Source organism: Streptomyces sp. AM25 (genome assembly GCF_058146165.1).
Genome location: NZ_JBKIWN010000005.1, coordinates 307,127 through 333,339, shown reverse-complemented (window position 1 = coordinate 333,339; position 26,213 = coordinate 307,127). Strand labels below are relative to the sequence as shown.

Sequence of the window (26,213 nt, the reverse complement as noted above, 5' to 3'; positions counted from 1 at the left end):
ACGATCAACGAACTTTGCAATCGCCCTGGGGCAGAACCTCCTCCGGTGTACGAACGACGCGAACGAACTGAGCGGCATCTTCCCGCGCAATGCCGGCCGGGTGAAGCAGGTGATGGACGACAACACGGACTGTTCGCTGCTGGTCTACCACCCCTGGTTCAAGGGCCGCGGGCGCGCGGCCGTTGCCGTCGGCGACATGGAAACGGCCGAGTACGTGGCGGTCCTGGTGCCGGGCATGGGAAGTTCGCTGGAATCCCTCGGGGAACTGGTCGGCCACGCACGTCGGCTGCGCGAGCAGTGCCTGAGCACCCGGCCCCGGTCCAGGGTCGCCGTCGTGGCCTGGGTCGGCTACAAGGCTCCGGGGCTGAAGAAGGTGGCCTTCGAGGGGCCGGCCGGGGAAGGCAGCGAACTCCTCCTGCAGGACCTGGAGAAATGGCGCCTGTACTGGCGCCAGAGTGCAGTCCGCACGGGTCTGGGAATGGGCCCCTACCCCTTGCTGACCGTCAGCGGGCTGAGCTACGGGAGCGTGGTCACCGGGCATGCCGCCGCGAACGCCGGGAACGACACCGCGGGCAGACCCGTCATCGACAACCTGGTCTTCCTCGGCAGCCCCGGAACCGGGCTGCGTGCCCAGCACCTCGGTCGGTCCGACATCTTCGTCGCCGCCACCGCTTCCGACCCCGTCAGCTGGTTCAACTGGTTCAGCATCGACCCGGCGCACAAGAACTACGACAAGAACCATCCGGTCACCCGTATGAAGGTCGACTACAAGTGGACTGCGGCGAAGGACCTCACCAACCCGTTCACGAGTCACCAGAGTTACTACAATGCCGGCACCGAATCCCTGGCCAACATCGCCCGTGCCGTCGTCCGTAAATCGGAGGACATATCCCGGACGGAACAGCGCACCACACCTGTCGTCGCAGGTCACCGGAGCCTGGCCGGTCGTCCCGTCACCAGCCCGCCGGCCAAGATGCAGACCAGGAAGAAGCGCGACACGCGCGGCATGGACTCGCCGCACGGTGCTCCGGAGCCGACCGGGGCGACCGCTTCGTCGCAGGAGGATTCGTTCGCCGTCATCGATCCACTGCTGCGGGAGATCACCATCTCTTCGGAGGACAGAGCGAAGTCCTCGGCAAAGATCGACGAGATGATCCGGGCCGCCCTGGAGGCGGCGAGCGGATCGGCCGAAGCACGGACGGTGAACCTCAACACCCGGATCACCGCCACCTACCACAAGACCCTGCAGCGCTACGACCTGCACGATCCGCGCGGCATCCCGAAGAAGGAGCGCACCTTCACCCTGCGCGAGGTGCTGCTCGGCGAGATGCATCGCGAGAACGACCTGACCAGCAGTGGCTGGTCCCGCAGCTACACCACCCCGCCCGGCCACCTGCCCAAGGATCTCTGACGGGCGGCCACCGGCGACTCCGCCCGCCAGCAGGTCGGCACCATGGTCCTGGAGGACGCGCTCAAGGTCGTCGACACCGCGGAGAACAGATCCTCCTACCTGACCTACGCACGGAACCGGGTCGCGGGCGCACTGGGGAGACTGTTCAGCGAACTGCCGGACAGCAGCCCGGTGTCCGACGTGGTCGGTGCAGCCATCGCCGGCGAGCAGCAGCCCCGGCTCGTGGTCTTCAACGGTGAGGTGGTCCCCAACCTGGTCACGTTCGGATCCGGCGACGACCACCTGATCGTCTCGGTCGCCACCGGCGAGGCCCGGTGGCTGCCGCAGATGTTCTACTCCACGGACTGGGAGCGCTTCGTGCGCGAGCACCTGTCCGCGTACGAGAGCGGTCGCGTCTCCTCCAGCGACTTCAAGCCGCTGCGCGCGCGGCTGCCCACGATGGCCGGGTCGCGGGAGATCAAGTACATTCCGTTCACCTTCCGCACGTCGCCCCAGGTGTACGAGAACCTGTGGGACGCGGGTCTGGCCAAGGTCCGCAAAGATGCGGACGCACTCGTCTACACACCCGAGGAGCAGCGGCGCGACGAGGGGCTGCGCTTCCGGCGCAATCTGATGACCGCGGTGAGCAACCTGGCCACCTTGGCGGCGGTCGGCCTGACAGGCGGCGCGGCGCTGGCGGTCAGCCTGGTGGCCGGAGCCGCAGGTATCGCCTCCTCCGTCTATCAGGGGCAGTTGGGCAAGGTCGCCGACCGCGGGGACGTGCGCCGCCACGCGGAGGACGACGCCGCCCTGGGCATGGTCTTCGCCATCGGCGGCACGGTGCTGGACGCAGCTGCCGCAGCGAAGTTCCTGCGCGCCGCGGCGCCAGGAGCCAAGGCCGCCGCGGCCAAGAACCTCCGATCGGTGATCGCCAGGGGCCAGGAGAAGATCCTGTCCCGCAGGATCATCGGACGCATCGAGGGCGGGGTGACGGGGAAGGCACCCCTGGAGCGCACGTCCGCGTACGCCTCGGCCATCGCTCACCACCAGGACCTGCCGACGGCCGCGTTCCGGCGCGGCGACGTGTGCTGGGACGCGGCGATCCGGGTGGACGAGCTCGCGGGGGTCATCACACCGGCGGAGGCGGCGAGGCTGCGCTCCACGACCCGGGCGAACTCCTTCGACGCATTCCTCGGTGGCAAAGAGATGAAGCCGGTCGCCAACCCGGAGAGCCTGGGCCGCATTCCGGCCGGCGAGCGGGTGGCGATCGTCCGGGGCACCGGCAGTGAGCAGACGATGCTGCACGCCATGACCTCGACGGGCAACGGCCGGGTGGCCGGACTCAACAACGCGGGCATCAACCCGCGACTGAGCCCCGGCTACAGCGAGTTCGACCTGGTGAACGATGCGGGCCTGCGGTTCCGCAGCGACGGGGTGTGGGAGCTCGCCGACGGGCAGCAGGTACGCGTGTACGTGCATGCGGACGCACCGGAATTCCGTATCGAGTCGATGCGTACGCAGAATGCGGCACGACAGCTGGACGCGGCGCAGCAGCTGTCCGAGGCCGACCGTGCGCTGTCGGACAAGCTGGTGAAGTCCGCCGGGAAGGACCGTGACATCGGCAAGCTGATGGCCAACCCGAGCGAGAACTGCGAAAAGCTGATGGAGCCGGTGGGCCGCTTCGCGAAGAGGAAGGGTTTCACCGACATCCGCTACGCGGGGATGGACATCTGGGCCAACGGCGGTCGCAAGACCCTCAACGACAACCACTTCGTGGTGATCGGCAGCAAGGGCGGGCGGGAGTGGGTGTTCGACCTCTCGGCCGGTCAGTTCGCCAACAAGGGGATGCAAGGGCTCGACGGTCCGCTCGTCCTCCCCATGGAGAACTGGCTGTCGACGTACCGGCAGAGCACGACCACCAAACTGATGAAGATGCGGGAGTTCGGCAACAGTGGCAGTGCCGCGACGGAGTTCAGCACGCATGCGCCGCGCTGGGCGCTGGACTACCGGGAGGGGACACAGCTGCTGACCCGCCCGGCCTGGTACGACAAGGGGATGGCTGCACGTCTCGCGGACCGTACGGTTCGGGTGTCCGTCAAGGCCAACACCGTCCCGAAGGCGACGGCGAGCGCAGTGGTCGGAGGCACCCCGACGGTGACCCCGGCGGTGGGGCAGCGAGCCGGCACCGTCGACGTGGTGTTCCCCGGCTTCCTGGGGGAGGTCGCCGAGCTCGTGCTGCACCCGCGTGTGCGTTTCCACCTCAAGTACGCCGGGCGCATCATCAAGTGCACCATCGCCCCGAAGCGGGGCACGGCGGCCGTCGTGCGCGGCGGTGACGTGCCGGCCACCGAGGTCGGGTCGGAAGAGACCCGGACCGTGGAGTTCCCGGCGGGGACCGCCATCTCGCTGGAGGTCTTCCCCACCTACACCGTGCAGCAGGGCGACAGCCTGTGGCGGGTCGCGGCGGCCGAACTCGGGGACGGGGACCGGTGGCGGGAGATCTACACACTCAACAAGTCCGTCATCGGGAACCTGCCTGCGGGGAGGGAGTACCAGGCCGCGACCGTGCGGCAGGTGTGGCGGATGCCCGAGTCGGACGTGGAGTCCAATCGCCTCAAGGTTCAGAACCACATCTCGAACCGCTGGTGGGACAAGGCCTTCCAGGAAGAGGTGAAGCAGGCGGGGGATTCCAGCTGGGCCGTGGTCGCCGCGATGCAGCGCAGCACCGGCGTCATCGACGACGCCGAGATGCACAGGCTCGTCAACGTCACCTCCGCTCACGACTTCACCGCATTCCTGGGCGGGGAGGGCAGGGAGATCACGGACGCGTCGAGCTTCAGCCGGTTGAAGATGGGGTACCGCGTTGCCTTCGTGCGGGTGGACGGCGGGCGCCAGGAGATGATCCACGCCATGCTCAGCCTCGGCCACGGAGAACTGGTCGGCGTACGCAACGGGGTGCTGAAGGCCGGGCTGCCGGACACGCTGTCAAGGGAGTACCCGCTCGGCGACGAGTGGGAGACCCTGGAGGGGGCGCTGAAGTTCACCCCCCAGGGGGCGCAGCTCTCCGACGGACGACAGGTGCTGGTGCTGGCGGAATCCGGAGCCGTCCTCGCCGGCTGATCACTTCGTCCAGTGATGGGCCGTCTCGCTGGTGACCTTGATGACGTGCCCGGCGTCGTGCGGCGCGGCCCATACCTGGATGAGGTACTCCTCCACCGGATCGTCGTCCCCGCGGGGATCGCCGTCGTCGCGGTGGCGTCCGTGCACCCGCAGCCGGTAGGCGCCCGGGCCGGGCAGACGGAGGCGGTATGCGGGGTCGTCCTTCTCGCCGCTCGTACCGAAGTCGACGAACGGCGACCGCCATACGATGGGGACCTCGGCGACGTCCTCCCAGGCGTCGATGTCGGTGGTCAACGGAGGCGTGGCGTCCCACAGTTGCGCGGTGACGGCGACGGGGCCGATCTCCTGCCCGCACAGGATGCGGGCGCCGTCCCCGGCCGGGTCGGGCTCGACCAGGCCGTTGCCCGTCCACTCCGGTTCGAACTCCACCACCAGTTCGTCCCCGGCCAGGTCGACCGTGGCGGCGTCCACGTGCACGGTTGCAGCGGCCTGGCGGATCAGGTTGGGCATGGGACCACCTTCTTGTGAACGAGGAGGGTCGCACGCACCTGTGGCGCGTGCGACCACTCCGACAGTGTGCCGGTTCAGTCGTGGCCGCAGCCGACCGGGCCGTACGGGCCCGGCTCGCCGAGGTCCGGCTTTGCCTTCGGCACATTGACGACCTGCACATAGAACGCGTCGTTCTCCAAGACGCGTTGTCCGTTCAGATCGGCCTTGCGCACTGCACCCTCACGCGAGTTGGCCTGTGCGTTCAGGAAGTGGCAGCTGTAGTCCGGGTTCCGGCTGGCCCCCTCGTACGTCTGGGCGAAGGGGTACTCGTCGCAGGACAGATCGGGACGGTTCGGCGGGCGGGGCACGTCGCGGCCGCAGGCCACGTCGCGGTTGTTCCCCTGCAGCGTCGTGTCGAAGGTACGGTGCAGCGGGTAACGGCTGTTCACCACACCCCACGGATGCTTGAGGTTCCGCTGCGCCCACAGCACGTGCCAGCCGACCGCGGCCACGCGCGCGTTGGTCACGTCGATCTTGTACAGCGCGGGCACGTCCGGGTAGACACAGCCGCCGGTGGTCTGCGGCGTGATCCGCGGGGTGTTGTCGCACCGCGGCCGGAAGACCGAGCCGATGACGGCCGAGCCCTTGTCGTGCCGGGGTGCCGACAGTGTGGCGTACGGACGGATGCTGTCGCTCACCAGGGCACGGCCCGGTGAGGTCACGGTGAACTGGTAGGTGACGGTGAGGCCCGGGAACAAGTAGCGCTCGCCGGATGCGGGTACTCGGCAGTGGCCGCAGTCGAAGCCCACCGAGCCGTTCGTGGCGAACCCGGCCCACGTGGTGGGGTCGGTCAGGCGCAGCGCGACCGTCTGGTGCCAGGTGTACCGGTTGCGCGGGTCCAGCGTCGCGGTGGACTTGGCCCACAGAGTGGCGGTGCCCTCCGGCACCTTGTTGACGGTGTACTCGACCGGGATCCTCCAGTACGAGCACGACTGGGTACGGGTGAGGACGGACTCGCCCGGCTGGCAGTTCAGGTCGCCGGCGGTAGCGGCGTCGGCCTTCGTCACGGTGCGCAGCGGCTCCGGCGCACCGAGCTCGATGGCCCTGTGGCCGTCACCGGAGCCGGCAGGTGCGGCGGAGGCGGAGCCGCTGACGCCGAGCGGTATCAGCAGCGCGGCGCCGACCACGGCAACCAACCGGCGCAGTCGGGTGGTTGTTGCTCTCTTGCCCATGCTGGTGTGAGGTCCTTTCGCTGGTTCCGCGAAATTGACCTGCTCATGCTCAAACTGTTCTGACGATGCGTCAACGCGAACGGGAGACCATGGTCGAGAACATCACGCGTCCCCCGCCGGTCGCCCACGACCGGAACGTACCCGGCCGGTGTGTGATCAGCCGTCGACCCCGAGCCGGTCCTTCCACGCGTGGATGTGCTCGGCAGGCGCGAACCGCCCTGCATACGCAGGGGTGTTGAGCACCCGCTCGTAGGCCGCATGGTCCGCCGCCAGGCCGGACGCCTGCTTGGCCAGGTCCCGCCCATGCTTGCGGAACGCCTCGAACTCGTCCTCCGGAACGCCCCCGCCGAAGCACGAAGTGAACAGACCCCCGCGGGTACGGGCCTTCTCCGCCTTCCGCACGGCCGCCGCGAACTCCTCCGCCTGCGCCAGGTACTTCGCCTGCTCCTCCCGGAACAGGGCGTTCGCCCCGTCCCGGCCAAGGCGCGGAATCATGTCCCGCACCGTGCGGATGCGCTTCTCGTCCTCCACCTGCGACAGCAACTCCTCCAGCCGCTCCGCCGGATGGAAGCCGTGCACGTCCGCGATCCGGGCCCGCAGGAAGTCCGGCAGTTCGGCGGCCAGCTTCTGCTGGGTCTCCAGCGCGTGCGGACCGGTGAACGGAAGCAGGTACTGCAGCGCGAAGACCGTGCGCAGGTTGTCCTTGCCGGTGAGGAACAGGGCCTCGGCCTCCAGCTGCTTCAGCTTCTCGCTCTCCCGGTCCCGGTGGAACAACCGCAGCGGCATCGCGGCCCGCTTGCGCGCCAACCGGTCCTGGTGGCGGACCAGGAACTCCTGGACGTCGCCGGAGCGTGCGGCGGCGTGCTGGGCCCGGCAGCCCACCGCCGTCTCCCACAGCCGCCGCGACAGCGGATCCCGCAAGCCCGCCAGCCGCTCCACGTGGGCGTCGAGCTCCTGCCCGGGCAGGCCGGTCAGGGACGCGGCGAAGGCCCGGGCCTCCCGCTCGTGCAGCCAACTCCGGACGGCCCCGTGCACGGCACCGGCCTGTGCCGCCTCCGTCTTCCCGGACGCGGCGCCCGCCGCCTTGGCCAGCAGGCGTTCGGCCGCACGGACGGCCTCGACGGAGTGGCCCGCCAGGTCGAGGGCCGTCCCCGCGCCCACCGTCTGCCGTGCGGCGGCCGCGACGGCCGAACCGGCCACGTAGTCCTTCTCGTCGTCCGTCAACGTGTCCAGCTGCGGCAGCGTCGCCGCCAACTGGTCGGCAAGACGGCCCAGCTGCTCCACGTCGGCCTTGCGGCGGCGGCGCGCGAGACGGGCCCGCCGCGGCTGCAGCCCCGGCGGAAGATACTCCAACAGCCCCTTGTCGTGGTCGCGTTCGCGGGCCTCGGTGCGCCAGCCGGCCACGCGTCCCTCGGCCGCCGTCCGGTAGGCCTCCACGCCGCCCCGGGCGGCCACGGCCTTGAGCAGCCCCAGCCGCACCGCGGCCGCCGGATCGGCTGCCTGCGCGTCGTCCAGCGCGAGCAACCGCCCGGCCTCCCCGCCGGGCAACGGGCCCGCCTCCCGGGCGGGTTCCGCCCTCCCCAGCCCCCGGCGTATCCGCTCCAGCAGCGCGTCCGCCCAGCGCCGCGGCGCCGACCGGGCCGCACGCCGGCGCTCCCGCGCCTCCTCGTGCCGCTCCTTCTTCACCGCGGCCCGCGCCAGCTGACGCAGCTGCAGGTCCGCCAGCGACGTCTCCGCAGGAGCCGCGGAAGCCGCGGGCACCGCACCGGCCGGCCGCCCGGCGGCCGCCTGCGACCGCGCCGCGGACGACTTCTTCGGCTTCGGCAGCAGCTCATGCGTCATGGACGGCAGTCCTTTCGCTAGCCCCTTCGACGGTCCCGTCTACGGGTGGCGACGACAGATTGCGGGCGAGAGCCGCCGGGTCGATGCCCGCCCGGCGGCACGCCCGTGCCAGGACGTGCGGCAGATCGGCGCCCATGGGCGCCGTCGCCAGTGCCTCCGCCACCACCTCCGCCCGGTGCCGGCCGAACTCCGGCCGGGGGCCCGCGGGTTCCCACGCCACCGCCACCCCCGCCCCGAGCGGCTCCGCGAACCGGGACACCGAGGTGCCGACCCCGGGCAGCCCCTGCACGGCCGCTGCGACGGCACCGGCGGCATGCCGGTGCACGGCGGCGAGCCGCACCGTCAACGCGTCCCGCCGCGGATACCGGGCGGGATCCGCGAGGACGCGGGCGACGAAGGGCACGCCCGCTCCGTCCTCCAGCGCCCGCAGGACGGAACCCCAGACCGCCGGCGCGAGCACGGGGTCCGCGAGGTGGACGTACACGTTCAGCGCTTCATCTGCCGGTTCCTGCGCCCGCGACCCGTATGCCGTTGCCCAGCCGGGCGAGGCGTCCGGCACGGTCCGGCAGCCGGCCGGCACGGCCCCGGCGAGGTCCGCCGCGTACCCGGAGTCGTGACATGGCTCCGGCGGCGGTACCGGCGCGGGGTGCCCGACATGCAGGAGCGCGAGGAGCGCGTCGGCGAGCCCGCGCCGGAGCTCCTCGGGCGAGCCGCCGGGGATCCGGTGGCCCAGGACGTAGGCGGCGTGCCGGTCCTCGGCGATCTCGACGCCGCTCAGCGCCGTGAGCAGGTGGGTGGGGGAGCGGTGCGGGGCGGAGACATCGACGGTCACGCGGAAGGCCTTCCGGTGTCGTAAACCAACGGCTGAACATAGGAGATGACGGGACGTCAGTCTCGTAAGCACACCTCTTTGACGAGCCGGCGCGCGGCGTCCCGCCGTTCGCGCGGCACCGCCGCGACCACGTGCGGCGTGGCGATGCGCAGGCCCGTGGCGGCCGTGCTGACGTACGGCGTCATCTCCAGCACGGCCGGTACCACGATCTTCTCCGCCGCCCAGCCGGCGGCCTCGCCCGGCGTGCGCAGACGCCGCTCGCGCATGTACGCGGGCGGCAGCCCGCCTGCGACGGCGGCCTGCGCGTCCTTGACGCCCCGCACCCCCTGCAGCAGCCGGTCGACCGAGGTGGTGTCGACGGCCTGCGCGTGCGCGTCGTAGCGGACAGGCAGGCGGTTGACCGCCTCCTCGGCGGCTTGCAGCGGCGCCTTGTCCACGACAGCAGGTTTCTCCGCTCCGGCGTAATGGGCCACCATGCGCCCGGCGTTGGCCAGCCGGTACAGGTTCTTCACCGGGTTCACCACGACGCTCGGAACGGCCCCGCCCGTGACGGCGTTCACCGCGGCCTTGACGGGGGAGAACAGGTAGTCGAGGTACATCGCACTCTCCCACCACCGCTCCCAGGAGTCCTTCAGCCCGGAGAACGCGTGCGGTGCGCCGACCTTGCCCTTCACCCACGCCGAGTACGGGCTGTCGACCAGGTTCTTGTCCGCCACCAGTTCCTTCGGTTCGACCAGCAGGGTGCGCTGGGAATAGTCCCGCTGCCCCGACTGCTCGTGGCTCTTGCGCGGCTTGTGGCCGAACTCCCGGGCGACCGCCGACTCGTTGAGGCGCCACACCGTGTTGCGGGTCACGGCTGTCTCGTCGTACGTCCTCGCCAGGCCGGCCGCCTCCGTCGGCAGGGCGTCGCGGAAGGCGCGGGCGGTGCGCGAGGCAGCCTCGAAGGCGGGCAGCTGCAGGAAGTTGTCCGCGTGCAGGAAGGAGACGCCCGAGGCGCCCAGCAGCGCGTGCCGCAGCGCCGTCTTGTCGCCGAGCGCGATGGCGGCGCTGCGCGTGGTCGCGTACGTGCCGAAGGCGCCCGGCGTCAGCGTCCGCGGCACCGTGACGGGGGACGTGTCGTACGCCCCGGCCAGCATGTGGGTGGCGTGGCACAGCAGGCTCGCCAGCATCACCACCGGGCTCCACAGGAACGCGTCGGTGAGTCCGCCGAGTTGGAGCACGGTGGCGTACGGCAGGCCGACGACCGCACAGCTGCCGCGGCCGTCCCGCGCCGCCTCCGCGTCCTGCGGCACCACGGCCGTCGAGCGCACGTCGCGGCCCGCGTTGGCGATCAGCACCCGGATGTCCGCGGCAGGCCGGGGCGGCCCGCCCGCGGGATCGAGCTCGCGGAATCCGCCGTCGTGCGTGCGCGCGTCCTGCGTGCGTGCGTCACGCGTGCCTGCTCCGTCGGCGAGCGCCGGTACGGGCAGCAGCTTGGGCACTGCGGCCGTCAGCGCCCTGCCGGTGGGCACCTGTCCCAGCTGGTCGACCAGTTGCGCCGCGTACCCGGTGAAGGACAGCCCGCCGGCGGGCTTGCGGTCCTTCTCCCGGCCCCGGGACCGGCGCAGCGCCTCGGCGACCGGCAGCACGGTCTTCTGCAGGGCCTTGGTCGTCAGCCACGTGTCGGGCGCACCGTCGTGCCGGCGCTGCCAGTACGGCTGCGCGGCGCCGCCAGTCACCGACTCCAACGGTTCCTCGGTGCAGGCGATGCCGGGCGCGAGCATGACCGCGTCCACGTAGTACGGCTCGGGACGGCCGCTGCCCTGCTGTCTGTCCCCCAAGCCGGCGCCGCCGACGCGCGGGGGCATGGCCGCGGTCGTCGGCCGGGGGCCGGGAGCGCCCGGGAGCGCGCGGGTGCATGGCTGACTTCACGTGGACCCCCCATGGATTCTCGTTACAGGTGATCACGACGATCGCAGTATCCGCGGCCCCGGCCGAAGGACCGAAGGATGACAGCTGTGCATCAGAAGTTGACCGTCCGGTGGTCGGCGGGCCGGTGTCACCCCCGCCCGGCGACGAAAGAACATCAACCATCGACTGACACGCAGTCAACTTTACGGACTCTTTAACTCTCGTGGATCCGGGCTAGTTTTCGACCCGGTGCGGGGAACCTGATGTCGGATCGAGACCAACGCGAGGCATACCCCCGTCCGCCTCGCCCGGAAGGACAATCCATGTTCCGTGCACACAGCCGGCAGGCTGGTGCGGGTGCCGCCATGCGCCGGAGCCTCGTCGCGACGGTGCTCGCGGCGGCAGGAGTGCTCGCCGCCGCGGCGCCGGGGGCGGCGGACGGCAACAACGGCCTGTCCGGCGAGGGCGCCGGGGCCACTGCGACCCTCAAGGGCCTCGCAGCGGCGGGCACGGTGGAGCTCAAGCGCAACGGACGCCCGGAGCAGGTGCAGGCCGGTCTGTTCAACCTGGACGTCGCGGGAACGGGCACGCTGCAGACGTACTGCATCGACGTCTTCAACCCCACCCAGCCGCAGGCCCGTTACCAGGAGACGCCCTGGAAGCAGAGCTCGCTGCACGACAACCGCGACGCCGGAAAGATCAACTGGATCCTGCAGAACTCCTACCCGCAGGTGAAGGACCTCGCGGCGCTCGGCAGGGCGGCGGGCACCGGGACGCTCACCAAGGAGCAGGCCGCCGCCGGCACCCAGGCCGCGATCTGGCGGTTCTCCGACCACATCGAGACCCGCGCCAAGGACCCGGCGGCCGACAAGCTCGCCAAGTACCTGGAGAAGGCGGCCGAGCCCCTGCAGGAACCGCGCGCCTCCCTCACCTTCGACAAGCCGGCCGTCTCCGGCAAGAGCGGCGAGAAGCTGGGGCCGTTGACCGTCACCACCTCCGCCTCCGGCGTCCGCGTGGGACTGGACTCCCAGGAGAAGGACGTCAAACTGGTCGACGCCGACGGAAAGCCGGTCACCACCGCCTCCAACGGCACGCGCCTGTACGTCGACGTGCCCAAGGGAACCGCCGCCGGAACCGCCAGGCTCCGCGCCGAAGCCACCGCCACCGTCCCCGTGGGGCGGGTGTTCACGGGCGTCGGGCAGAACAAGTCCAGCCAGACCATGATCCTGGCCGGTTCCACCAGCAGCACCGTCACCGCCGCGGCCTCCGTGAGCTGGTCGGCCGACGCCAAGGCCGCCGTCCCCTCCGTCGAAGCGCGACAGAACTGCGGCAAGGGCACCGTCGACATCACGGCCACCAATAAGGGCGGCACGGAGTACACCTTCTCGATCGCAGGCAAGCAGCACACCGTCAAGGCGGGCGGCACCGTGACCGTCCCGGTCCCGGTCGCCGACAAGCAGACCTACGACATCAAGGTGACGCTGCCGGGCGGCGAGGAGCGCCGTTTCCAGGGCGTCCTGGACTGCCGCACCGTCGCCGAGGGCACCACGGGCAGCACCGGCGGCAAGCCCTCCGCCCCGGCCACGCCCGCCACGTCGAGCCCTGACGCCTCGCCCTCCGCCGGCACCGCGGGCGGCGGCTCGGGCAAGGCCCCCGGCGGCGACCTCGCGAACACCGGGGCCAGTACGACCACCGTCGCAGCGGGCATCGGTGCGGCAGTCCTGCTGGCCGTCGGAGCCGGTGCGGTCGTGCTGAGCAACCGGCGGAAGGCCCGCGCGGGCAAGTGACCTGGGGCGTCGGCCCCGTATGCGCGGACGCACGTCCGACGGGGACGGCCCCGGCAGGCGAAACCCTGCCGGGGCCGTCTCCCATTGCCTGCAACATGTCAACTTTGGAGAGCACCGCTCTCACCATCCGCCGACACGATCCCGGCCACCGGCCGCCTACAGTCGGGCGCCGGGGGAGGAGCCGCCCCGTCCCCGACCCCGAATGAGGCCCCCGGTTGCTGCTGGACGACCTCGACGCCGTACGCCGCTTGGCCGGACTGCTCGATCCCGACCTGCCGTTCAAGCTGGCCCTGTTGGCCATCCTGGACGACCGCTTCCCCCGGGGCACCGACTTCCTCACCCTCTACCGGTGCGTCCAACAAGCCGCCTGGTCACCGGCGCAGCCGGCCACCGGCCCCGGGCGCCTCGACGCCCATGAGCTCCAGGCGCACCTCCAGGGCCCACTCGCCCCGCACCTCGCCCTCCGGGACAGCACACTTGCCCCCGTCCGTCACCTCGACGAACTCCGCCGTCAGGCCTGGGAGTTCATGCGCTCCGTGTCGACGAGCCCGGCAGTCCTGACGGCGGACTGGCCCGCCCACGTGCGCGCACCGGAAACCGTCCGCTGCCATGTCCAGGACCTGCGGGCCGCCCCCGACGGGCCGCGGCTGGTCCTCAACGGTCTCGCCGTCGGCCGCGGTACGGACTCTGCACGCCCCGACAACGGACGGGTCCACGCCGAGGTGGGCATCTCGCCCGGTTCCACGGCCGATTACGTCATCGACCACCCCACGGACACCACCCGCCGAGCCCCCGCACGCCGGATCCCGCTCACCGACCTGACCGTGGTGCCCGACCGGCGACGAGGCGTACCGGTGCTGCGCTCCGCCGGGCTGGACGCCGAGGTGACTCCGCTGCACGCGGACACCCTCCCCGTCGCCCTCCTCCCGTCGGTGCTGCGCTTCCTGGTCCGCGGCTTCACCGTCCGCGGCACCATCGGCCGCCCCTTGTGGGTCCATGCACTCACCGGGGCCGACCGCCATCCGCGCGAGGTCCATCACCTGCCGCGCGCCACCCTGGGGCGGGTCGTCCTCGGCCGGGCGACGTGGTTCGTCCCCGCCCGTACCCTCCCGTCCCGGCTCACGGACGGCCTGCACGAACTCGGCCTCCCGCAGCGCTTCTTCGCCCGCACCGTGCCGGGTTGCGCCTGGGGGAAGGGGCCGCACCGCCTCGGCAGGCCGAACGCACCGCTGTACGTGGACGTGACGGCGCCGCAGCTGCTGGAATCCTTCGCGCGGCTGCAGCGCGGTGCCGCTACCGACGACGTCATCCTCCTCCACGAGGCACTGGAGACCGATGGTGCCGAGTACGCCCTCGACGTCTCCGCGTCGGAGCTGCGCGAGCGAACTGCCGCTTGCGCCGGCCCCGGGTGAGGCACTTCAGTACACGGTCACCGTGCCTGGCCCTGCCGGGATCCGTACCCAGGACATCCCCACCGCGCCCGTCACCCGCCACTGCCCCGGCCGGCCCAGGGCCACGTTCTCGGCAGCCCAGATTCCGCCTTCCAGAGCGCGCAGTTCGGCTGTCACCGTGCGGCCGTTCGCGACGTGAGTGAAGGTCAGGCCCACGGCCTGCAGGTCCCGTACGGTTCCGGAGCGGTCGGTGGCCACCGCGCGGACCGGGGATCCGCCGGAGTCGGCGCGGTCGAGGGTGACGCTGAGAACGCCCTTGCCGTGCAGGCCGCACAGTGACCCGGCGGCCGGATCGTAGCCCAGCGTGCCGGTCACCGGAGCCGTGCGCAGCTCCCGCGGTGTCGCGGGTGTCGCGGCGAGGTATCCCGACGTGCAGGCGGCCACGGTCACCGACAGCAGTACGGCGGCGGTGAGCACCTGGTGCCGTCCCCCGCGAGCGCGGCGCCACAGTGCGGCTCCCAGCACTGCGGCCGAGGCGAGCGCCGCCACCCTCGCCACCGAGGCCGCGCCGTAGCCGGTGTGCCACAGGGCCCATGCCGACCCCGCCTCGCCCACCGCCAGTCCGCCGGCACAGGCCGCCGCGACGGCCAGGGCGGCCAGGGCCCCACGCACTGGAGCGGTACCCCGGGGCCGTAGGCAGGCCAGCAGCACGGCCCCCAGCCCGTGGGCCGATGCGGCCAACTGGACGGCGGCGACGGCCGGGACGAGCAGTCCTGTTTCATCGGGGTAGGGGGACCGGGCCGCCCAGAGTGAGCTCAGGGCGAGAACCAGCGCCGCACCGCCCGTCCCGACTCGCGCACCGGGCCCTCCCGTTCCGCGCACGAGGCCGGTGAAGAAGCCCTTCAGGCGTGGTACGCACACGCCGGCGAGGAGCACGGCGGCCGTGAAGACCACGGCGTACGGGACGGCGGAGAGCAGCAGCCTCATGGATCCTCGGTCGGTGGAAGAGGGGCAGGGGGCGCCCTCGAAAGGGGCACGCGGTGTCCGACCGTAGGGAAGGGAATCGCGGATCACACGTGCACAACGGTGACGGCGGTCCGCCGAAGGTTGATCAAACGGTCCGTCAACTGTCAGCTATCGATGGTGGTCCGGCGACTTTCTGCGGACGCCGACAGGCCTGCGCGGTGGATAACTTGCCCGTGAACTCTCCCGTGCCGCCCGCGTTCCCGAAGAAGGACTGCCCATGCCCCTCCACAAGCGCCGGACTCGGCGGAAGGTCCTGATCTGCGCCGCGGCTGCCGCCGCGGCAGGTGCTCTGCTGCCGTTGGCCTCACTCGCGACCGCGGGGGAGGACACGTTCCAGGCCGAGCTCGACATGGGCCAGGCGACCACCTGGTGGTCCAACGCCGCCTTCGCCCTGAAGAACGGCACCTCGTCCGCCCAGAAGGACTGGACCCTCGAGTTCGAGGTGTCGGCGGGCACGGTCCAGATGAACTCCTCCTGGACCACCTCCGCCGAACAGCGGGACCGCCATGTGGTCCTCAGACCGACCGAGCACGGCGCCGTCGCCGCCGGGGCGCGTCAGCGCATCGACCTGGGCATCCAGGGCGACGGCAAGGCCGTCCCGGAGATCAGCGGCTGCAAGCTCAACGGCGAGCCGTTCTCCTGCGGCGGCAAGGACGACAAGCCCGACACCGAGGCCCCGACGGCACCCGGCAACCTCACCGGCAAGGCCGAGAAGGACGGCACCATCGCGCTGAAGTGGGGACCTGCCAAGGACGACCGGAAGGTCGTCTTCTACGAGGTGTTCGACAAGGACAAGAAGATATTCGCCACCAGCGGCGACGTCACCGACGCCGTGCTGACCGCGCAGAACGCCGGCATCCGTCCCGAGCAGCGCTACGAGTTGACGGTCAGGGCCGTCGATGCGGCCGGCAATGTCTCCGTGCCGAGCAACCGCATCACGGTCACCACCCCGGCGGACACCGGCGGGGACACCCGGCCGCCCACCGCTCCCACCGCGCTGGAGGCCAAGGCCACCGGGGCCACCACCGCCCGGCTGACGTGGAAGAAGGCCACGGGCACGGCGTCCCCCGTCGCCGGATACCGCATCTACCGGAAGGGCGTTGCGGAGCCGGTGCGTACCACCGGTCCGGACATGCTGGAGGCGGACATCGCGGGGCTGAAGGCGTCGACGGCCTACGCCTTCACCGTCAAGGCCTTCGACGCCAAGGGCAACCTCTCGCCCGCCAGCAACGAAGCCACGGTCACCACCGGCCCCGCCGACGAGCCGGCCCCCGGCGGCAGCGCCCCGGCGAACCTGGAGGCGAAGACCTGGGCGGTCGAGGACGGCCCGGCCGTCGTGCACTACCTCGGGCTGACCTGGGACGTCCCCAAGGGCCAGGGCGACATCCTGCGCTACGAGGTGTACGTGGACGGCAAGTTCAGCACGACCGTGAGCTACTACGACCCGGCCACCGCCACCGGAGTGCCGCCGGGCCCCGCCAAGGGCGGCAAGGCGCTCGCGGAGATCACGCTCGGCGGGGAGCCCGGCGCGACCCACAAGGTGAAGGTGCGGGCCCAGCTCAAGAACGGCAGCTGGGGCGAGTTCTCGGCCGAGAAGTCCGTGACCACCAAGAAGAACCCGTCCTGACCCCGACCCGCCCCCGGCCCGCCCACCGGCCCCACCCGTGAAGGAACACGAGCCCGACCCATGCGCATCCCTCACCTGAACCCCCGCCGCACCGCGGCCGTCCTCGCCGCCCTGTGCACCGTCCCCGCACTCGTCCTCGGCCCCGGCGCACCGCAGGCCACCGCCCACGGCTCCAACCAGGGCCCGATGTCCCGCAACTGGTACTGCGTCAGCGGTGCGGGCGGCAGCATCTGGAACCCCGACTCCATCAGCGACCCGGCCTGCCGCGCCGCCGCCCGTGCCAGCAAGGACCTGACCGCGTACGGCACATGGCAGCAGCTCGCCCAGGGCAACGTCGCGGGAAAGCACCGCAGCATGATCCCGGACGGGAAGCTGGCCAGCGCCAACGTCAAGGGCTTCGAAGGAATGGACCTGGGCCGCGGCGACTGGAAGGTCACCGACCTGTCCGCCATCCGCAAGAACGGCGGCGACTTCGAGTTCGTGTGGCAGGCCACCGCCTCCCACACCGGGCACATCTCCTACTACATCACCAAGGACGGCACGGACACCTCCAAGCCGCTCAAGTGGTCCGACCTCGAACCCACCCCCTTCCTCGTCGGCTACACCCACGCCGGGCGCACCACCTCCGGCGGCACCGCCGGCATGAGCGCCACCTACCGGCATTCCACCCGCCTGCCCGAGGGCAAGAAGGGCCGCCACGTCATCTACGCCATCTGGCAGCGCCAACTGCCCGCCGGCCACGACGCCTCACCCAACCACCGGCTCGAAGAAGAAATCTTCGGCTCCAACAACAGCGACGAGTCCTTCTACGCCACCTTGGACGTCACCCTCTGAACCCTCTGAACCGTCTGAACAGGAACAGGAGCTCTGCGTGTTCGACGCCATGCCCACCAGCACGACCCGCACGCAACAGCGACCCCCGGCCCCTCGTCCCCGGCCCGGCACGCCCGCCGCCGACGACCCCACCGTGGCAGCGCGCCGGCACCTGGCGGAGGCCGGGGACGACTGGGCGGAGGCCAAGCACCGCTACTCCGGCAGCCCGGCGGGCAAGGAGACCATGTGGAGCCTGGTCCGCTTCCGCAAGTGGTACGTCGACGCCAAACTCCTGGAACTGCGCTTCAGGTTCCCGGGCCTGCGCATCCGGTCGGTCGGCAGCGTGACCCTCACCTCCGACTACGACATCACCGTCAGCGGCCCGGGCGACGTGGACGCGGTCGAGTGGTTCAACGACACCTTCCGCCGGGAGTGGGGGAAGGAGTCCGCGACCGTCTTCGACACCAACCTCTACGTCAAGGACTTCATGCCGGAGCGCAGCAACTTCGCCCTCCCGCCGGTCGATACACGCGGCCCGGCCGCGCCCTGGTGGGGTCCGTCCCACCACCCTCGCCCCTGGAACCGTGACGCGGCCACGGGCGCGTGGCAGCCCGCGGGAAAGCCCCGCATCGACCCGGAGGGGACGGACACCCCTATCGCCCAGCCGCTCGCCGAACCGGGCCTCGGCGAGGCGGAGTTCGACCAGGACGTGGCCGCGCTCACCAAGCAGCGCACGTACATGAGCCAGGAGGAGTGGGACGCGTACGCCACCGACCTCGTCCGACGCACCGCGCCCGCACAGCGCGCCGCGGTCGTCACCCGCTACCGGATGGCCGACAGCGTGCACACCCGTGCCGTCACCGACCTCGCAGCCCAGCTCGCCGAGGAAACCGGCGGAACGCCGCACGGCCTCACCGGCCGGCAGCTGATCGACTTCCACGAGCACCACCAGCCCGACGCGGTCGTCAGGGCCCGCAACAAGCTCTACGTCCGCACGGCCCGGCAGGTACGCGCCACCCAGGCCGCCCACGCGCTCGCCCCCACCGACGCGCTCGCCGTGCTCGCCAAGCAACAGACGAGCTACTCCCTCTGCCACGCGATGGAGGCCTACCACTCGGAGGGAGCCGTCCGCCACGTCGTCGGCGGCCAGGCGGGCTCCGGCATCAGCGTCTCGGCGGCGCAGTATCTCCAGTCCTTCAACGAGCAGTTGGGCGACTTCCTCAAGGACCTCCTGCACCACCCGGAATCCGGGGAGGCCTTCTACCAGAGCGCCAAGTACTTGATGCGGCTGGTCGACGCCGCACAACGGGCGGTCGCCGCCACCGGCGCCACCCTCCGCGACGAGGACCTCGTCCTGCTGGAGCAGCTGTCCGAACTGGGCCACGACGACTACGTGCTGCTGCGCATGCGCAAGAACAAGGACCGCTTCGACGGCATGCCCGTGGCCGACAAGTCGGCCACGGCGACCTACGCCTACGAGTACGCCCTCGGCATCACCGACAAGGAGGAGCTGCGCCGCCGCGTCCTCGCCCTCGCCGCCGAGATCAACGCCCGCGTCCGCGGCCGGCTCGGCTGACGCGCCGGTCTCCGGCCTGTCAGCCGGAGACCGGCCCCGGGACCTCCTGCTCCGCCCAGATGATCTTGCCGGTCGGTGTGTAGCGCGTCCCCCAGTGTGCGGTGAGCTGGGCGACGAGGAAGAGGCCGCGGCCGCCCTCGTCCTCCATGGCCGCGTACCGCAGATGCGGCGAGGTGCTGCTGGCGTCGTGGACCTCGCAGGTGAGGCGGCTGCCGTACAGCAGGCGTACGTGGATGGGGGCGCTCGCGTAGCGGATGGCGTTGGTGACCAGTTCGCTGAGGACGAGTTCGGTGGTGAACTCCAGCTCGTCCAGGGACCATTCGCGCAGCTTCTGCAGGGCCCGGTTGCGGGAGTCGGCGACGGCGGCGAGGTCCGGCGGCACGTCCCACTGGGCGATGCGGTCGGCAGGGAGGGTGCGGGTGCGGGCGACGAGCAGAGCGATGTCGTCGTCCTGCCGGTCGGGCACCAGGGCGTCGAGCACGGCGGTGCAGGTGTCCTCGGGAGCGCGGCCGGGGCCGGTCAGCGTGGTGCGCAGGAGGGCGATCCGGGCGTCGATGTCGTGGGCGGGATGCTTGAGGAGGCCGTCGGTGTACAGGACGAGGCTGCTGCCCTCGGGCACGGACAGCTCGGTGGCCTCGAAGGGGATGCCGCCCACGCCCAGCGGCGGGCCCGTGGTCAGGCCGGGGAACTCCGCGGTGCCGTCGGGCCGGACGAGGACGGGCGCCGGATGGCCGGCCGTGGCGACGGCGCAGGTGCCGGTGGTGGAGTCGTAGACGGCGTAGAGACAGGTGGCACCGGCGACCTTCGGCTGCCCGTCGGCGGCCGCGGCCTCCTGGTCGATGCGCGCGGCCAACTCGTCAAGGTGACCGAGGAGTTCGTCGGGAGGCATGTCGAGGGTGGCGAAGTTCTGCACGGCGGTGCGCAGCCGTCCCATGGTGGCGGCGGCGTGCAGGCCGTGCCCGACGACGTCGCCGACGACCAGCGCGACGCGCGCCCCGGACAGCGGGATGACGTCGAACCAGTCCCCGCTCACCCCACCGGGAGCAGGAAGGTAACGGTGGGCGACCTCCAGTGCACGCTGATCGGGCATGCCGCGCGGCAGCAGGCTGCGCTGCAGGGCGACGGCCATGGCGTGCTCGCGGGTGAAGCGGCGGGCGTTGTCGATGCAGACCGCGGCACGCGCCGACAACTCCTCCGCCAGGGACAGGTCGTCCTCGTCGAGCGGGGCACTGTCCCCGGTGCGCCAGAAGGTGGCCACGCCCATCAGGACCCCGCGCGCGGCCAGCGGAACGGTGATGACCGAATGGAATCCGTGATCGAGGACGCGCCGGGTCACCGATGCGTCGGAGGACAGCGTGTGGGAGCCGGCCCGTACGTCCGCGACCAGGACGGAGCGTCCGGTGGCGAAGCTCTCGGCCGTCGGCGTGGTGGCGGGGCAGACGTGGAGTTCGTCCAGCCGGTCCAGGGGCCGGCCGTGCTCCTGGCAACTGGCCGCCACCCGCAGCAGTTCCGGCGCCGTGCCTTCCGCTTCCTGCGTGCCGGGCTGTGGCTCGTCGCCGCTCAGCACGGGTTCGGCGAGGTCGACGGTGGCGCAGTCGGCGAACCGGCGGGCCACATCGGCCAGTTCCTGGGCGGTGCGGCGGACGTCCAGCGTGGTGCCGATGCCGGTGCTCGCCTCGTAGAGCAAGCGCAGCCGCTGCTGGGCGAGTTCGACCCGCTCGGAGAGCACGTGCAGTTCCGTAGAATCCCGCAGTGTCGCCACGCCGCCGGGAGGGCCGCCGGCGCGGTCCGTCCGCCGGCTGTTGACCACCGGCCTCCGACCTGTACCACCTCGTCGCTCGTCGTCTGGCGGAAGCGCAGGAGACAGGACAGCCGGGGCGAGAGACCGAGGTCGCCGACCAGCAGACCTTCCACCTTGCGCGGCAGGCCGAGCAGCCGGCGGGCTTCGTCGTTGGCCATCCGGACCCGGCCGTCGCCGTCGACGATGATCACGCCTTCGCGGACCGAGTGGAGCACGGCGTCGTGGTGCTCGTACATGCGCGTCATCTCGGCCGGGCCGAGGCCGTGGGTCTGCCGCCGCAGCCGCCTGCTCACCCAGGCCGTCCCCATCGTCGACAGGGCCAGCGCCACCGCCCCGGCGCCCAGCATGATCGGCACGTCCTGCAGGACGGTACTGCTCACATGCCGGACCGTCACCCCTGATGCCACCAGGCCGACGACGGCGCCGCCCGCATCCGTCACCGGGACGATGGCCTGCACTTCCTGGCCCAGCGGGGAGGTGTCGATCTCGGTGGTGGCACGCCCCTGCAGCGGCGGGCCGAGTTCACCGTGGAACCTCTTCCCGATCAGCTCGGTCTTCCGGCTCGTGTAGCGGATGCCGTCGCGGTTCATCACGGTGACGAAATCGACCGCGGCCCGTGTACGGATGGCCTCGGTCAACGGTTGGAGCACCGCTGTGGGGTCGGGCCCGTGCAGGGCGTCCACCAGACCGGGGCCGTGGGCGAAGGCCTGGGCCGTGGCGGTGGTGTGCTCGCGTGCCGCCTGGATCCTGTCCGCCCGCTCCTTGAACAGCAGCGTGGTCGCCACGGCCGCGATGAGCAGCAGGGCGATCAGGAACTGCAGCACGAACATCTGTCCGGCGACGCTGCGCAGCCAGGCCATCGGGTCCGGACGCCGCTTCCCCGTCCTGCGGGAACTCCGGGAACTCCGGGAACTCCGGGGATCCGGGTCCGGCAGATCGCGCCGGGAGCGGCGGGGGAATCGGGACATGGCCACCTGTGTACCGCGCACCTTGTGCGAACACCGCCGCACACCACGCCGATTCCCCCGGCTGCCGCAGCGCCGGCTATCCGCAGCCGCCGCCGAGCGCCTGCGCGGTGGCGTGGACGAAGGCCTCAGGGTTGTCGAGCATGATGTTGTGCCCGCAGTCCGGGACCGGTATCAGCGTCACCCCGGCGGCGGCCAGCGCATCGGCGCCGGGAAGCGGCCCGTCGGCCTCGGGGAACAGGAAGGTGCGGGGAACCTCCAGGCCCAGCAGGAGTTCACGCATCGTGGGAACGGTGCCCCTGACGAGGTGGGCCGCGCTGCGGTACAGCGCCTCCCGTCCGGCCAGCCGCATCGTGGACCACCAGTGCGGCCCGACCCGGTCGCGGACCTCCTGCCAGCCCCGCTCCACGAACTCCCGCTCGGAGTACGCCGCGATGCCGCTGCTGCCGCCGGCGCCCGGCGCCCGGCGTGCGGGGCAGCGGGTCGAGGTTGGCGTCGACGAGCACCAGCCGCGAGACCGACTGCGGGTGCCGCGCGGCCAGGACGACGGCCACCGAGCCGCCCATGCTGTGCGCGATCAGCTCGGCACCGGCCACCCCGGCGGCGCCCAGCGCCTCGGCGAGGGCGTCGGCGTGCGACTCCAGGGTGTAGGAGAAGTCCGTGGGCCGGTCGCTGATGCCGTGTCCGAGCAGGTCGACGAGCAGGGACCGGCGGCCGGCCAGGAGCGGATGGACGGCGACCTCGGTGAAGTAGGCGGGCGAGGTCGAGCCGAGCCCGTGGAGGTAGACGCGGGACGGTTCCTCGCCGGGCAGTTCGACCCAGCGGATCCGGTCGCCTCCGGGCGTCACGGTGGCGTGGTGCATGTGGTGATTCCCCCTGTGACGGTGCTGATGGTCATGCTGGTGCCGGCATTCAAGATCGAGACGAGCCGCCGGTGAGGCTACTGCACACAGAACTCGTTGCCCTCCGGGTCCGCCATGGTCACGTGGCTGCCCGCCGGATCGTCGACGACCTGCAGCACGCGGGCACCGAGCCGTTCCAGCCGCTTCACCTCGCCCTCCCGCTTCTCAGGGCCCACATGCAGGTCCATGTGGAGGCGGTTCTTGCCCGGCTTGGACTCGGGGACGGTCTGGAACAGGATGCGGCGGCCGAGGCCGATGCCGGTCGATGCGTCGACCGGTTCCTCCGGGTGGCGCACCGCGGCGGCATGGATCCAGGCCTTGCGGCCGTCGACCACGGTCAGCAGGTCGTCGCCGATCGTGCCCGTGCCGAGCAGCCGCTCGATGAGCACGCTGTGGTCCTCCACCTCGTAGCCGAGGGCCTCGGCCCAGAAGGCGGTCAGACGCAGGGGGTCGGCGCAGTCGACGACGAGTTTCCAGTGCACGGCCATGGGGTCCTCCGGCGTCCAGGGGGACCGTCCGGTGCGCGGGCCCCTCGATGAGGGGATCATCGCGCAGGCCTATGACAGTGCGTCCGGGGCGATGACCAGGATGGCCACGTCGTCCTGGAAGACGAGCGTGTGCCGCGGGAGGTCGGCGTCGAGGAAGTCGACGACCTCGACGGGCCCGGGCGCCGGCCGCCCGGCGAAGCGGGCGTCGAGCCGGTCCAGCAGCGGATAGAAGGCGCCGTCCGGATCGCGGGCCTCGATCAGCCCGTCGGTGCACAGCAGCAGGACGTCGCCGTGGGCGACGGGATGGGTGTAGGCGACGGGACGCTCGGACGAGAGCGCCGCCAGCCCCAGTGGGAGGGAGGGCGGCCCGCTCAGGACGCGGACCTCGCCGCCGGAGATCAGAACCGGCTCGATGTGCCCGCAGTTGACGATCGTCACCCGGCGCGCGAGATGGTCGTACTCGACCAGGGCCGCGGTGACGAACAGTTCGTCGTCGGGGATCTCGGCGGCCTCGCGGGCGATGCACCGCTGCATGCTGGTGGCGACCGCCAGCAGCCCGCCGGGTTCGTGGGCGGCCTGCCGGAAGCAGCCGAGCAGGTCGGCGACGGTCCGTACGGCCTGCAGGCCCTTGCCGCGCACGTCGCCGATGACGGCGCGCTCCCCGGCCTCGGTGGCGCGGATGTCGAAGAGGTCGCCGCCGACCAGCGCCTCCGCGGGGCGGTAGAGGCCGGCCGCCAGCACCCGCCCCACCCGCTGCGGCACGGGGCGCAGCAGCGTGCGCATCAGCGCCTCGGCGACCGAGTGGGAGTGCACCAGCCGGGCCTGCTGATGCCGCCGGTGGGCGGCCAGGGCGGTGCCGAGGACGCCGACCAGGCCGGTGGAGACGTACGCGCCCACATAGTGGCGCTCGAACGCGAAGTGCGCCGGGCGCCCCGCGCAGCACAGGGTGCCGGCCAGGACGCCCTCCAGCGCGGCGGCGAAGACGGTGATGGCGGCAACGGCGACGGGCCCGTAGGAGTAGGCCGCCACCACGGGCAGCGCGATGAGCAGGAAGCTCACCGGCCATTCCACGGGGGTGAGCGGTTCGAGCAGCAGGACGAACGCGACGTAGGCGGCGGGCATCCAGCGCATCCAGCCCGGCGTGGTGGGCTCCTCGAGGACGGAGTCGCTCAGTCTCACCGCGCGGTGCTCCCCGGCCGTGGCGCCGCCCCGGTGTTGCCGGTTCACCCAATGCCCCCAGCGGACTCGCAGCTCAGGGCCCACAGCGTGCCGCGGCCGGGCGGCCCGCACCGGCCATTAGGCCGTCAGCGGCATGTCACAGACCGTCCGGCACGGTGGCCGTCGGGCCGGATATCCCCTCTACTGAGGCTTGACGGAGCAGCATGAGGAGACGCCATGCAGAAGATCACGACGTTCCTGTGGTTCGACGACCGGGCGGAGGAGGCGGTGGAGCACTACATGTCCTGCTTCGGCGACTCCCGCATCGTGGACGTGCGGCACTACGGAGAGGCGGGACCGGGCCGGCCGGGCGCGGTCATGACGATCCTCTTCGAGCTCGCCGGACAGCGCTTCATCGCCCTGAACGGCGGTCCCCAGTTCACGTTCAACGAGGCCGTCTCGTTGTCGGTCGACTGCACCACGCAGCAGGAGGTCGACGAACTGTGGGCGAAGCTCTCCGACGGCGGTGAAGAGGGGCCGTGCGGTTGGCTGAAGGACAAGTTCGGCCTGTCGTGGCAGATCGTCCCGCGCAGGCTCATGGAGCTGCTCGGCGACCCCGACCCGGACAGGGCGGACCGGGTCATGAAGGCCATGCTCGGGATGAAGAAGATCGACATCCAGGGGCTCGAGGACGCCTGCAAGCAGTGAGCCGGACGCGGTCGCGAGGGACGCGCGAGTAGGGTCAACGGCCATGAGGATACTCGTGCTTGGCGGCACCTCGTTCGTGGGCCGTGCCATCGTGGAGGACGCCCTGCGTACCGGGGTCGAGGTGAGCCTGTTCCACCGCGGCAGGACCGGGACCGACCTGTTCCCCGGGCTGCCCCGGTTCATCGGCGACCGGGACACCGGCGACTACGCCGCCCTGCGCGAGGGCAGTTGGGACGCCGTCGTGGACGTCAGCGGCTTCCGTCCGCGGGACGTCCGGCAGGCGATGGACGCGCTGGGCGACCGCGTCGGCCGGTACCTGTTCATCTCCAGCCACGCGGTGTACGAGAGCGCAGGGCTCGCCCCCGGCTCGACTGAGGACACCCCGCGGCGTGAACCCCTGCAGGACGCCGAGGTGCTCGACAACGACACCTATGGCCGCCTCAAGGTGGCCTGCGAGGACGCCGTCCTGGCCCGCCACGGCTCGCGGGCGACGATCGTGCGGCCGGGAAAGGTGGCCGGCCCGTACGACCCGACGGACACGTTCACGTACTGGGTGCGCCGGGCCGCGCGCGGGGGACGCGTGGCGTTGCCCGCCGACCCCGAGCAGCCGGTGCAGGTCGTCGACTCGCGCGATGTGGCCCGCCTGGTGGTGCAGTTGCTCGCCGACGACCGGCCGGGCGCGTTCCACGCGGTGGGCCCGGCCGAGCCGGTCACGCTCGGCGGGCTGATCGAGACGTGCGCGCGGGTGGCGGGCACCGAGGTGGAGGTCGTGCAGGTGTCGGCCGGCGGCGTGCCGCCCATGTTCCCCCTCGTGCGCCCGCACTGGCCGTCGCAGCAGCGCAGCCCGGCACGCGCCAGGGCGGCCGGAATGCCCGCCACCCCGCTGGAGGTGACGGCGGCCGACGTCCTGGCCTGGGACCGCGGGCGCGGTGAGCCGCCCTTGCAACGGGGGTTCTCCCCGGAGGAGGAGCGGGCGTTGCTCGCGCGTGCCGACGGGCGCCGCCCGGTTTAGGGAGCGTCGGGTGGGCGGCGGACGATTTGCCGGACAGTCGGCACGTCGACCCCGGCCCCGGAACTAAGCGGGCTTGGTGAAGTGCAGTGTGTGATCGCGCCCCAAAGGGGCGCGGGGAACTGCGCGAACAGCCACGACGAGCCCGCAGTTGACGCACTGCACTT

17 protein-coding genes and 2 pseudogenes are annotated in these 26,213 nt (G+C 71.6%); 9 read left to right on the top strand and 10 right to left on the bottom strand.

Annotated features, from left to right (window positions below; genetic code table 11):
* Both ACLHRZ_RS08975 and ACLHRZ_RS08970 read left to right on the top strand, forming a co-directional pair.
* On the top strand, window positions 1-1,411 hold a 1,411-nt coding region (locus ACLHRZ_RS08975; RefSeq protein WP_490417760.1), incomplete at its 5' end, for an alpha/beta hydrolase.
* A gap of 42 nt (window positions 1,412-1,453) precedes the next feature.
* Window positions 1,454-4,510 (top strand): hypothetical protein, encoded by a 3,057-nt coding sequence (locus tag ACLHRZ_RS08970; protein WP_490417759.1) that lies wholly within the window; start codon window positions 1,454-1,456, stop codon window positions 4,508-4,510.
* On the opposite strand, the gene ACLHRZ_RS08965 is transcribed toward ACLHRZ_RS08970, so the two are convergent.
* From ACLHRZ_RS08965 to ACLHRZ_RS08945, 5 genes are all read right to left on the bottom strand, one after another.
* Entirely contained in the window at window positions 4,511-5,020 is a 510-nt protein-coding gene (locus tag ACLHRZ_RS08965) for a hypothetical protein (protein ID WP_490417758.1), read from the bottom strand.
* Between the two features lie 74 nt (window positions 5,021-5,094).
* On the bottom strand, window positions 5,095-6,231 hold the full coding sequence (locus ACLHRZ_RS08960) for a NucA/NucB deoxyribonuclease domain-containing protein (RefSeq protein ID WP_490417757.1): 1,137 nt from the start codon (window positions 6,229-6,231) through the stop codon (window positions 5,095-5,097).
* Window positions 6,232-6,387: 156 nt separating this feature from the next.
* Window positions 6,388-8,073: a hypothetical protein gene (locus ACLHRZ_RS08955; protein WP_490417756.1), complete on the bottom strand. Its 1,686-nt coding sequence runs from the start codon at window positions 8,071-8,073 to the stop codon at window positions 6,388-6,390.
* On the bottom strand, window positions 8,063-8,905 hold the full coding sequence (locus tag ACLHRZ_RS08950) for a T3SS effector HopA1 family protein (protein WP_490417755.1): 843 nt from the start codon (window positions 8,903-8,905) through the stop codon (window positions 8,063-8,065). The genes ACLHRZ_RS08955 and ACLHRZ_RS08950 overlap by 11 nt, the downstream gene beginning before the upstream one ends.
* A gap of 56 nt (window positions 8,906-8,961) precedes the next feature.
* Window positions 8,962-10,752: a hypothetical protein gene (locus tag ACLHRZ_RS08945; RefSeq protein WP_490417754.1), complete on the bottom strand. Its 1,791-nt coding sequence runs from the start codon at window positions 10,750-10,752 to the stop codon at window positions 8,962-8,964.
* Window positions 10,753-11,118: 366 nt separating this feature from the next.
* Between ACLHRZ_RS08945 and ACLHRZ_RS08940 the strand changes: the two genes are divergently transcribed.
* Together ACLHRZ_RS08940 and ACLHRZ_RS08935 are read left to right on the top strand one after the other, a co-directional pair.
* The gene (locus ACLHRZ_RS08940) at window positions 11,119-12,582 is read left to right on the top strand and encodes a Cys-Gln thioester bond-forming surface protein (protein ID WP_490417753.1); all 1,464 of its coding nucleotides are present in this window, start codon (window positions 11,119-11,121) and stop codon (window positions 12,580-12,582) included.
* A gap of 215 nt (window positions 12,583-12,797) precedes the next feature.
* Entirely contained in the window at window positions 12,798-13,994 is a 1,197-nt protein-coding gene (locus ACLHRZ_RS08935) for a lantibiotic dehydratase (RefSeq protein ID WP_490417752.1), read from the top strand.
* Window positions 13,995-14,000: 6 nt separating this feature from the next.
* On the opposite strand, the gene ACLHRZ_RS08930 is transcribed toward ACLHRZ_RS08935, so the two are convergent.
* The gene (locus tag ACLHRZ_RS08930; protein ID WP_490417751.1) at window positions 14,001-14,960 is read right to left on the bottom strand and encodes a hypothetical protein; all 960 of its coding nucleotides are present in this window, start codon (window positions 14,958-14,960) and stop codon (window positions 14,001-14,003) included.
* Between the two features lie 256 nt (window positions 14,961-15,216).
* Here ACLHRZ_RS08930 and ACLHRZ_RS08925 point away from each other — a divergent pair, with 256 nt between their 5' ends.
* Genes ACLHRZ_RS08925 through ACLHRZ_RS08915 form a run of 3 tightly spaced genes read left to right on the top strand, consistent with a single transcriptional unit; the run spans window position 15,217 to window position 19,015 of the window.
* Entirely contained in the window at window positions 15,217-16,626 is a 1,410-nt protein-coding gene (locus ACLHRZ_RS08925) for a fibronectin type III domain-containing protein (RefSeq protein ID WP_490417750.1), read from the top strand.
* A gap of 60 nt (window positions 16,627-16,686) precedes the next feature.
* The gene (locus tag ACLHRZ_RS08920; RefSeq protein WP_490417749.1) at window positions 16,687-17,460 is read left to right on the top strand and encodes a lytic polysaccharide monooxygenase; all 774 of its coding nucleotides are present in this window, start codon (window positions 16,687-16,689) and stop codon (window positions 17,458-17,460) included.
* 37 nt (window positions 17,461-17,497) lie between these two features.
* Window positions 17,498-19,015, top strand: coding sequence for a hypothetical protein (locus ACLHRZ_RS08915; RefSeq protein ID WP_490417748.1), 1,518 nt, complete (start codon window positions 17,498-17,500; stop codon window positions 19,013-19,015).
* 19 nt (window positions 19,016-19,034) lie between these two features.
* Here ACLHRZ_RS08915 and ACLHRZ_RS08910 read toward each other — a convergent pair.
* From ACLHRZ_RS08910 to ACLHRZ_RS08895, 4 genes and pseudogenes are all read right to left on the bottom strand, one after another.
* Window positions 19,035-21,676, bottom strand: a pseudogene (locus tag ACLHRZ_RS08910) (SpoIIE family protein phosphatase).
* Between the two features lie 184 nt (window positions 21,677-21,860).
* Window positions 21,861-22,644, bottom strand: a pseudogene (locus ACLHRZ_RS08905) (alpha/beta fold hydrolase).
* A gap of 77 nt (window positions 22,645-22,721) precedes the next feature.
* Window positions 22,722-23,171, bottom strand: coding sequence for a VOC family protein (locus ACLHRZ_RS08900; protein ID WP_490417747.1), 450 nt, complete (start codon window positions 23,169-23,171; stop codon window positions 22,722-22,724).
* 69 nt (window positions 23,172-23,240) lie between these two features.
* On the bottom strand, window positions 23,241-24,350 hold the full coding sequence (locus tag ACLHRZ_RS08895; RefSeq protein WP_490417746.1) for a PP2C family protein-serine/threonine phosphatase: 1,110 nt from the start codon (window positions 24,348-24,350) through the stop codon (window positions 23,241-23,243).
* Between the two features lie 216 nt (window positions 24,351-24,566).
* On the opposite strand from ACLHRZ_RS08895, the gene ACLHRZ_RS08890 reads away from it, so the two are divergent.
* Window positions 24,567-25,037, top strand: coding sequence for a VOC family protein (locus ACLHRZ_RS08890; protein WP_490417745.1), 471 nt, complete (start codon window positions 24,567-24,569; stop codon window positions 25,035-25,037).
* Window positions 25,038-25,080: 43 nt separating this feature from the next.
* Window positions 25,081-26,049 carry an NAD-dependent epimerase/dehydratase family protein gene (locus ACLHRZ_RS08885; RefSeq protein WP_490417744.1) on the top strand — a complete coding sequence of 323 codons (969 nt, stop codon included), beginning with the start codon at window positions 25,081-25,083 and terminating at the stop codon, window positions 26,047-26,049.
* Window positions 26,050-26,213: the final 164 nt, after the last annotated feature.

Bases quoted from the DNA above. Each gene is read 5' to 3' on its own strand.
- ACLHRZ_RS08970 (WP_490417759.1), top strand. From the start codon at position 1,454: ATGGTCCTGGAGGACGCGCTCAAGGTCGTCGACACCGCGGAGAACAGA.
- ACLHRZ_RS08965 (WP_490417758.1), bottom strand. From the start codon at position 5,020: ATGCCCAACCTGATCCGCCAGGCCGCTGCAACCGTGCACGTGGACGCC.
- ACLHRZ_RS08960 (WP_490417757.1), bottom strand. From the start codon at position 6,231: ATGGGCAAGAGAGCAACAACCACCCGACTGCGCCGGTTGGTTGCCGTG.
- ACLHRZ_RS08955 (WP_490417756.1), bottom strand. From the start codon at position 8,073: ATGACGCATGAGCTGCTGCCGAAGCCGAAGAAGTCGTCCGCGGCGCGG.
- ACLHRZ_RS08945 (WP_490417754.1), bottom strand. From the start codon at position 10,752: ATGCCCCCGCGCGTCGGCGGCGCCGGCTTGGGGGACAGACAGCAGGGC.
- ACLHRZ_RS08940 (WP_490417753.1), top strand. From the start codon at position 11,119: ATGTTCCGTGCACACAGCCGGCAGGCTGGTGCGGGTGCCGCCATGCGC.
- ACLHRZ_RS08930 (WP_490417751.1), bottom strand. From the start codon at position 14,960: ATGAGGCTGCTGCTCTCCGCCGTCCCGTACGCCGTGGTCTTCACGGCC.
- ACLHRZ_RS08925 (WP_490417750.1), top strand. From the start codon at position 15,217: ATGCCCCTCCACAAGCGCCGGACTCGGCGGAAGGTCCTGATCTGCGCC.
- ACLHRZ_RS08920 (WP_490417749.1), top strand. From the start codon at position 16,687: ATGCGCATCCCTCACCTGAACCCCCGCCGCACCGCGGCCGTCCTCGCC.
- ACLHRZ_RS08900 (WP_490417747.1), bottom strand. From the start codon at position 23,171: ATGGCCGTGCACTGGAAACTCGTCGTCGACTGCGCCGACCCCCTGCGT.
- ACLHRZ_RS08890 (WP_490417745.1), top strand. From the start codon at position 24,567: ATGCAGAAGATCACGACGTTCCTGTGGTTCGACGACCGGGCGGAGGAG.
- ACLHRZ_RS08885 (WP_490417744.1), top strand. From the start codon at position 25,081: ATGAGGATACTCGTGCTTGGCGGCACCTCGTTCGTGGGCCGTGCCATC.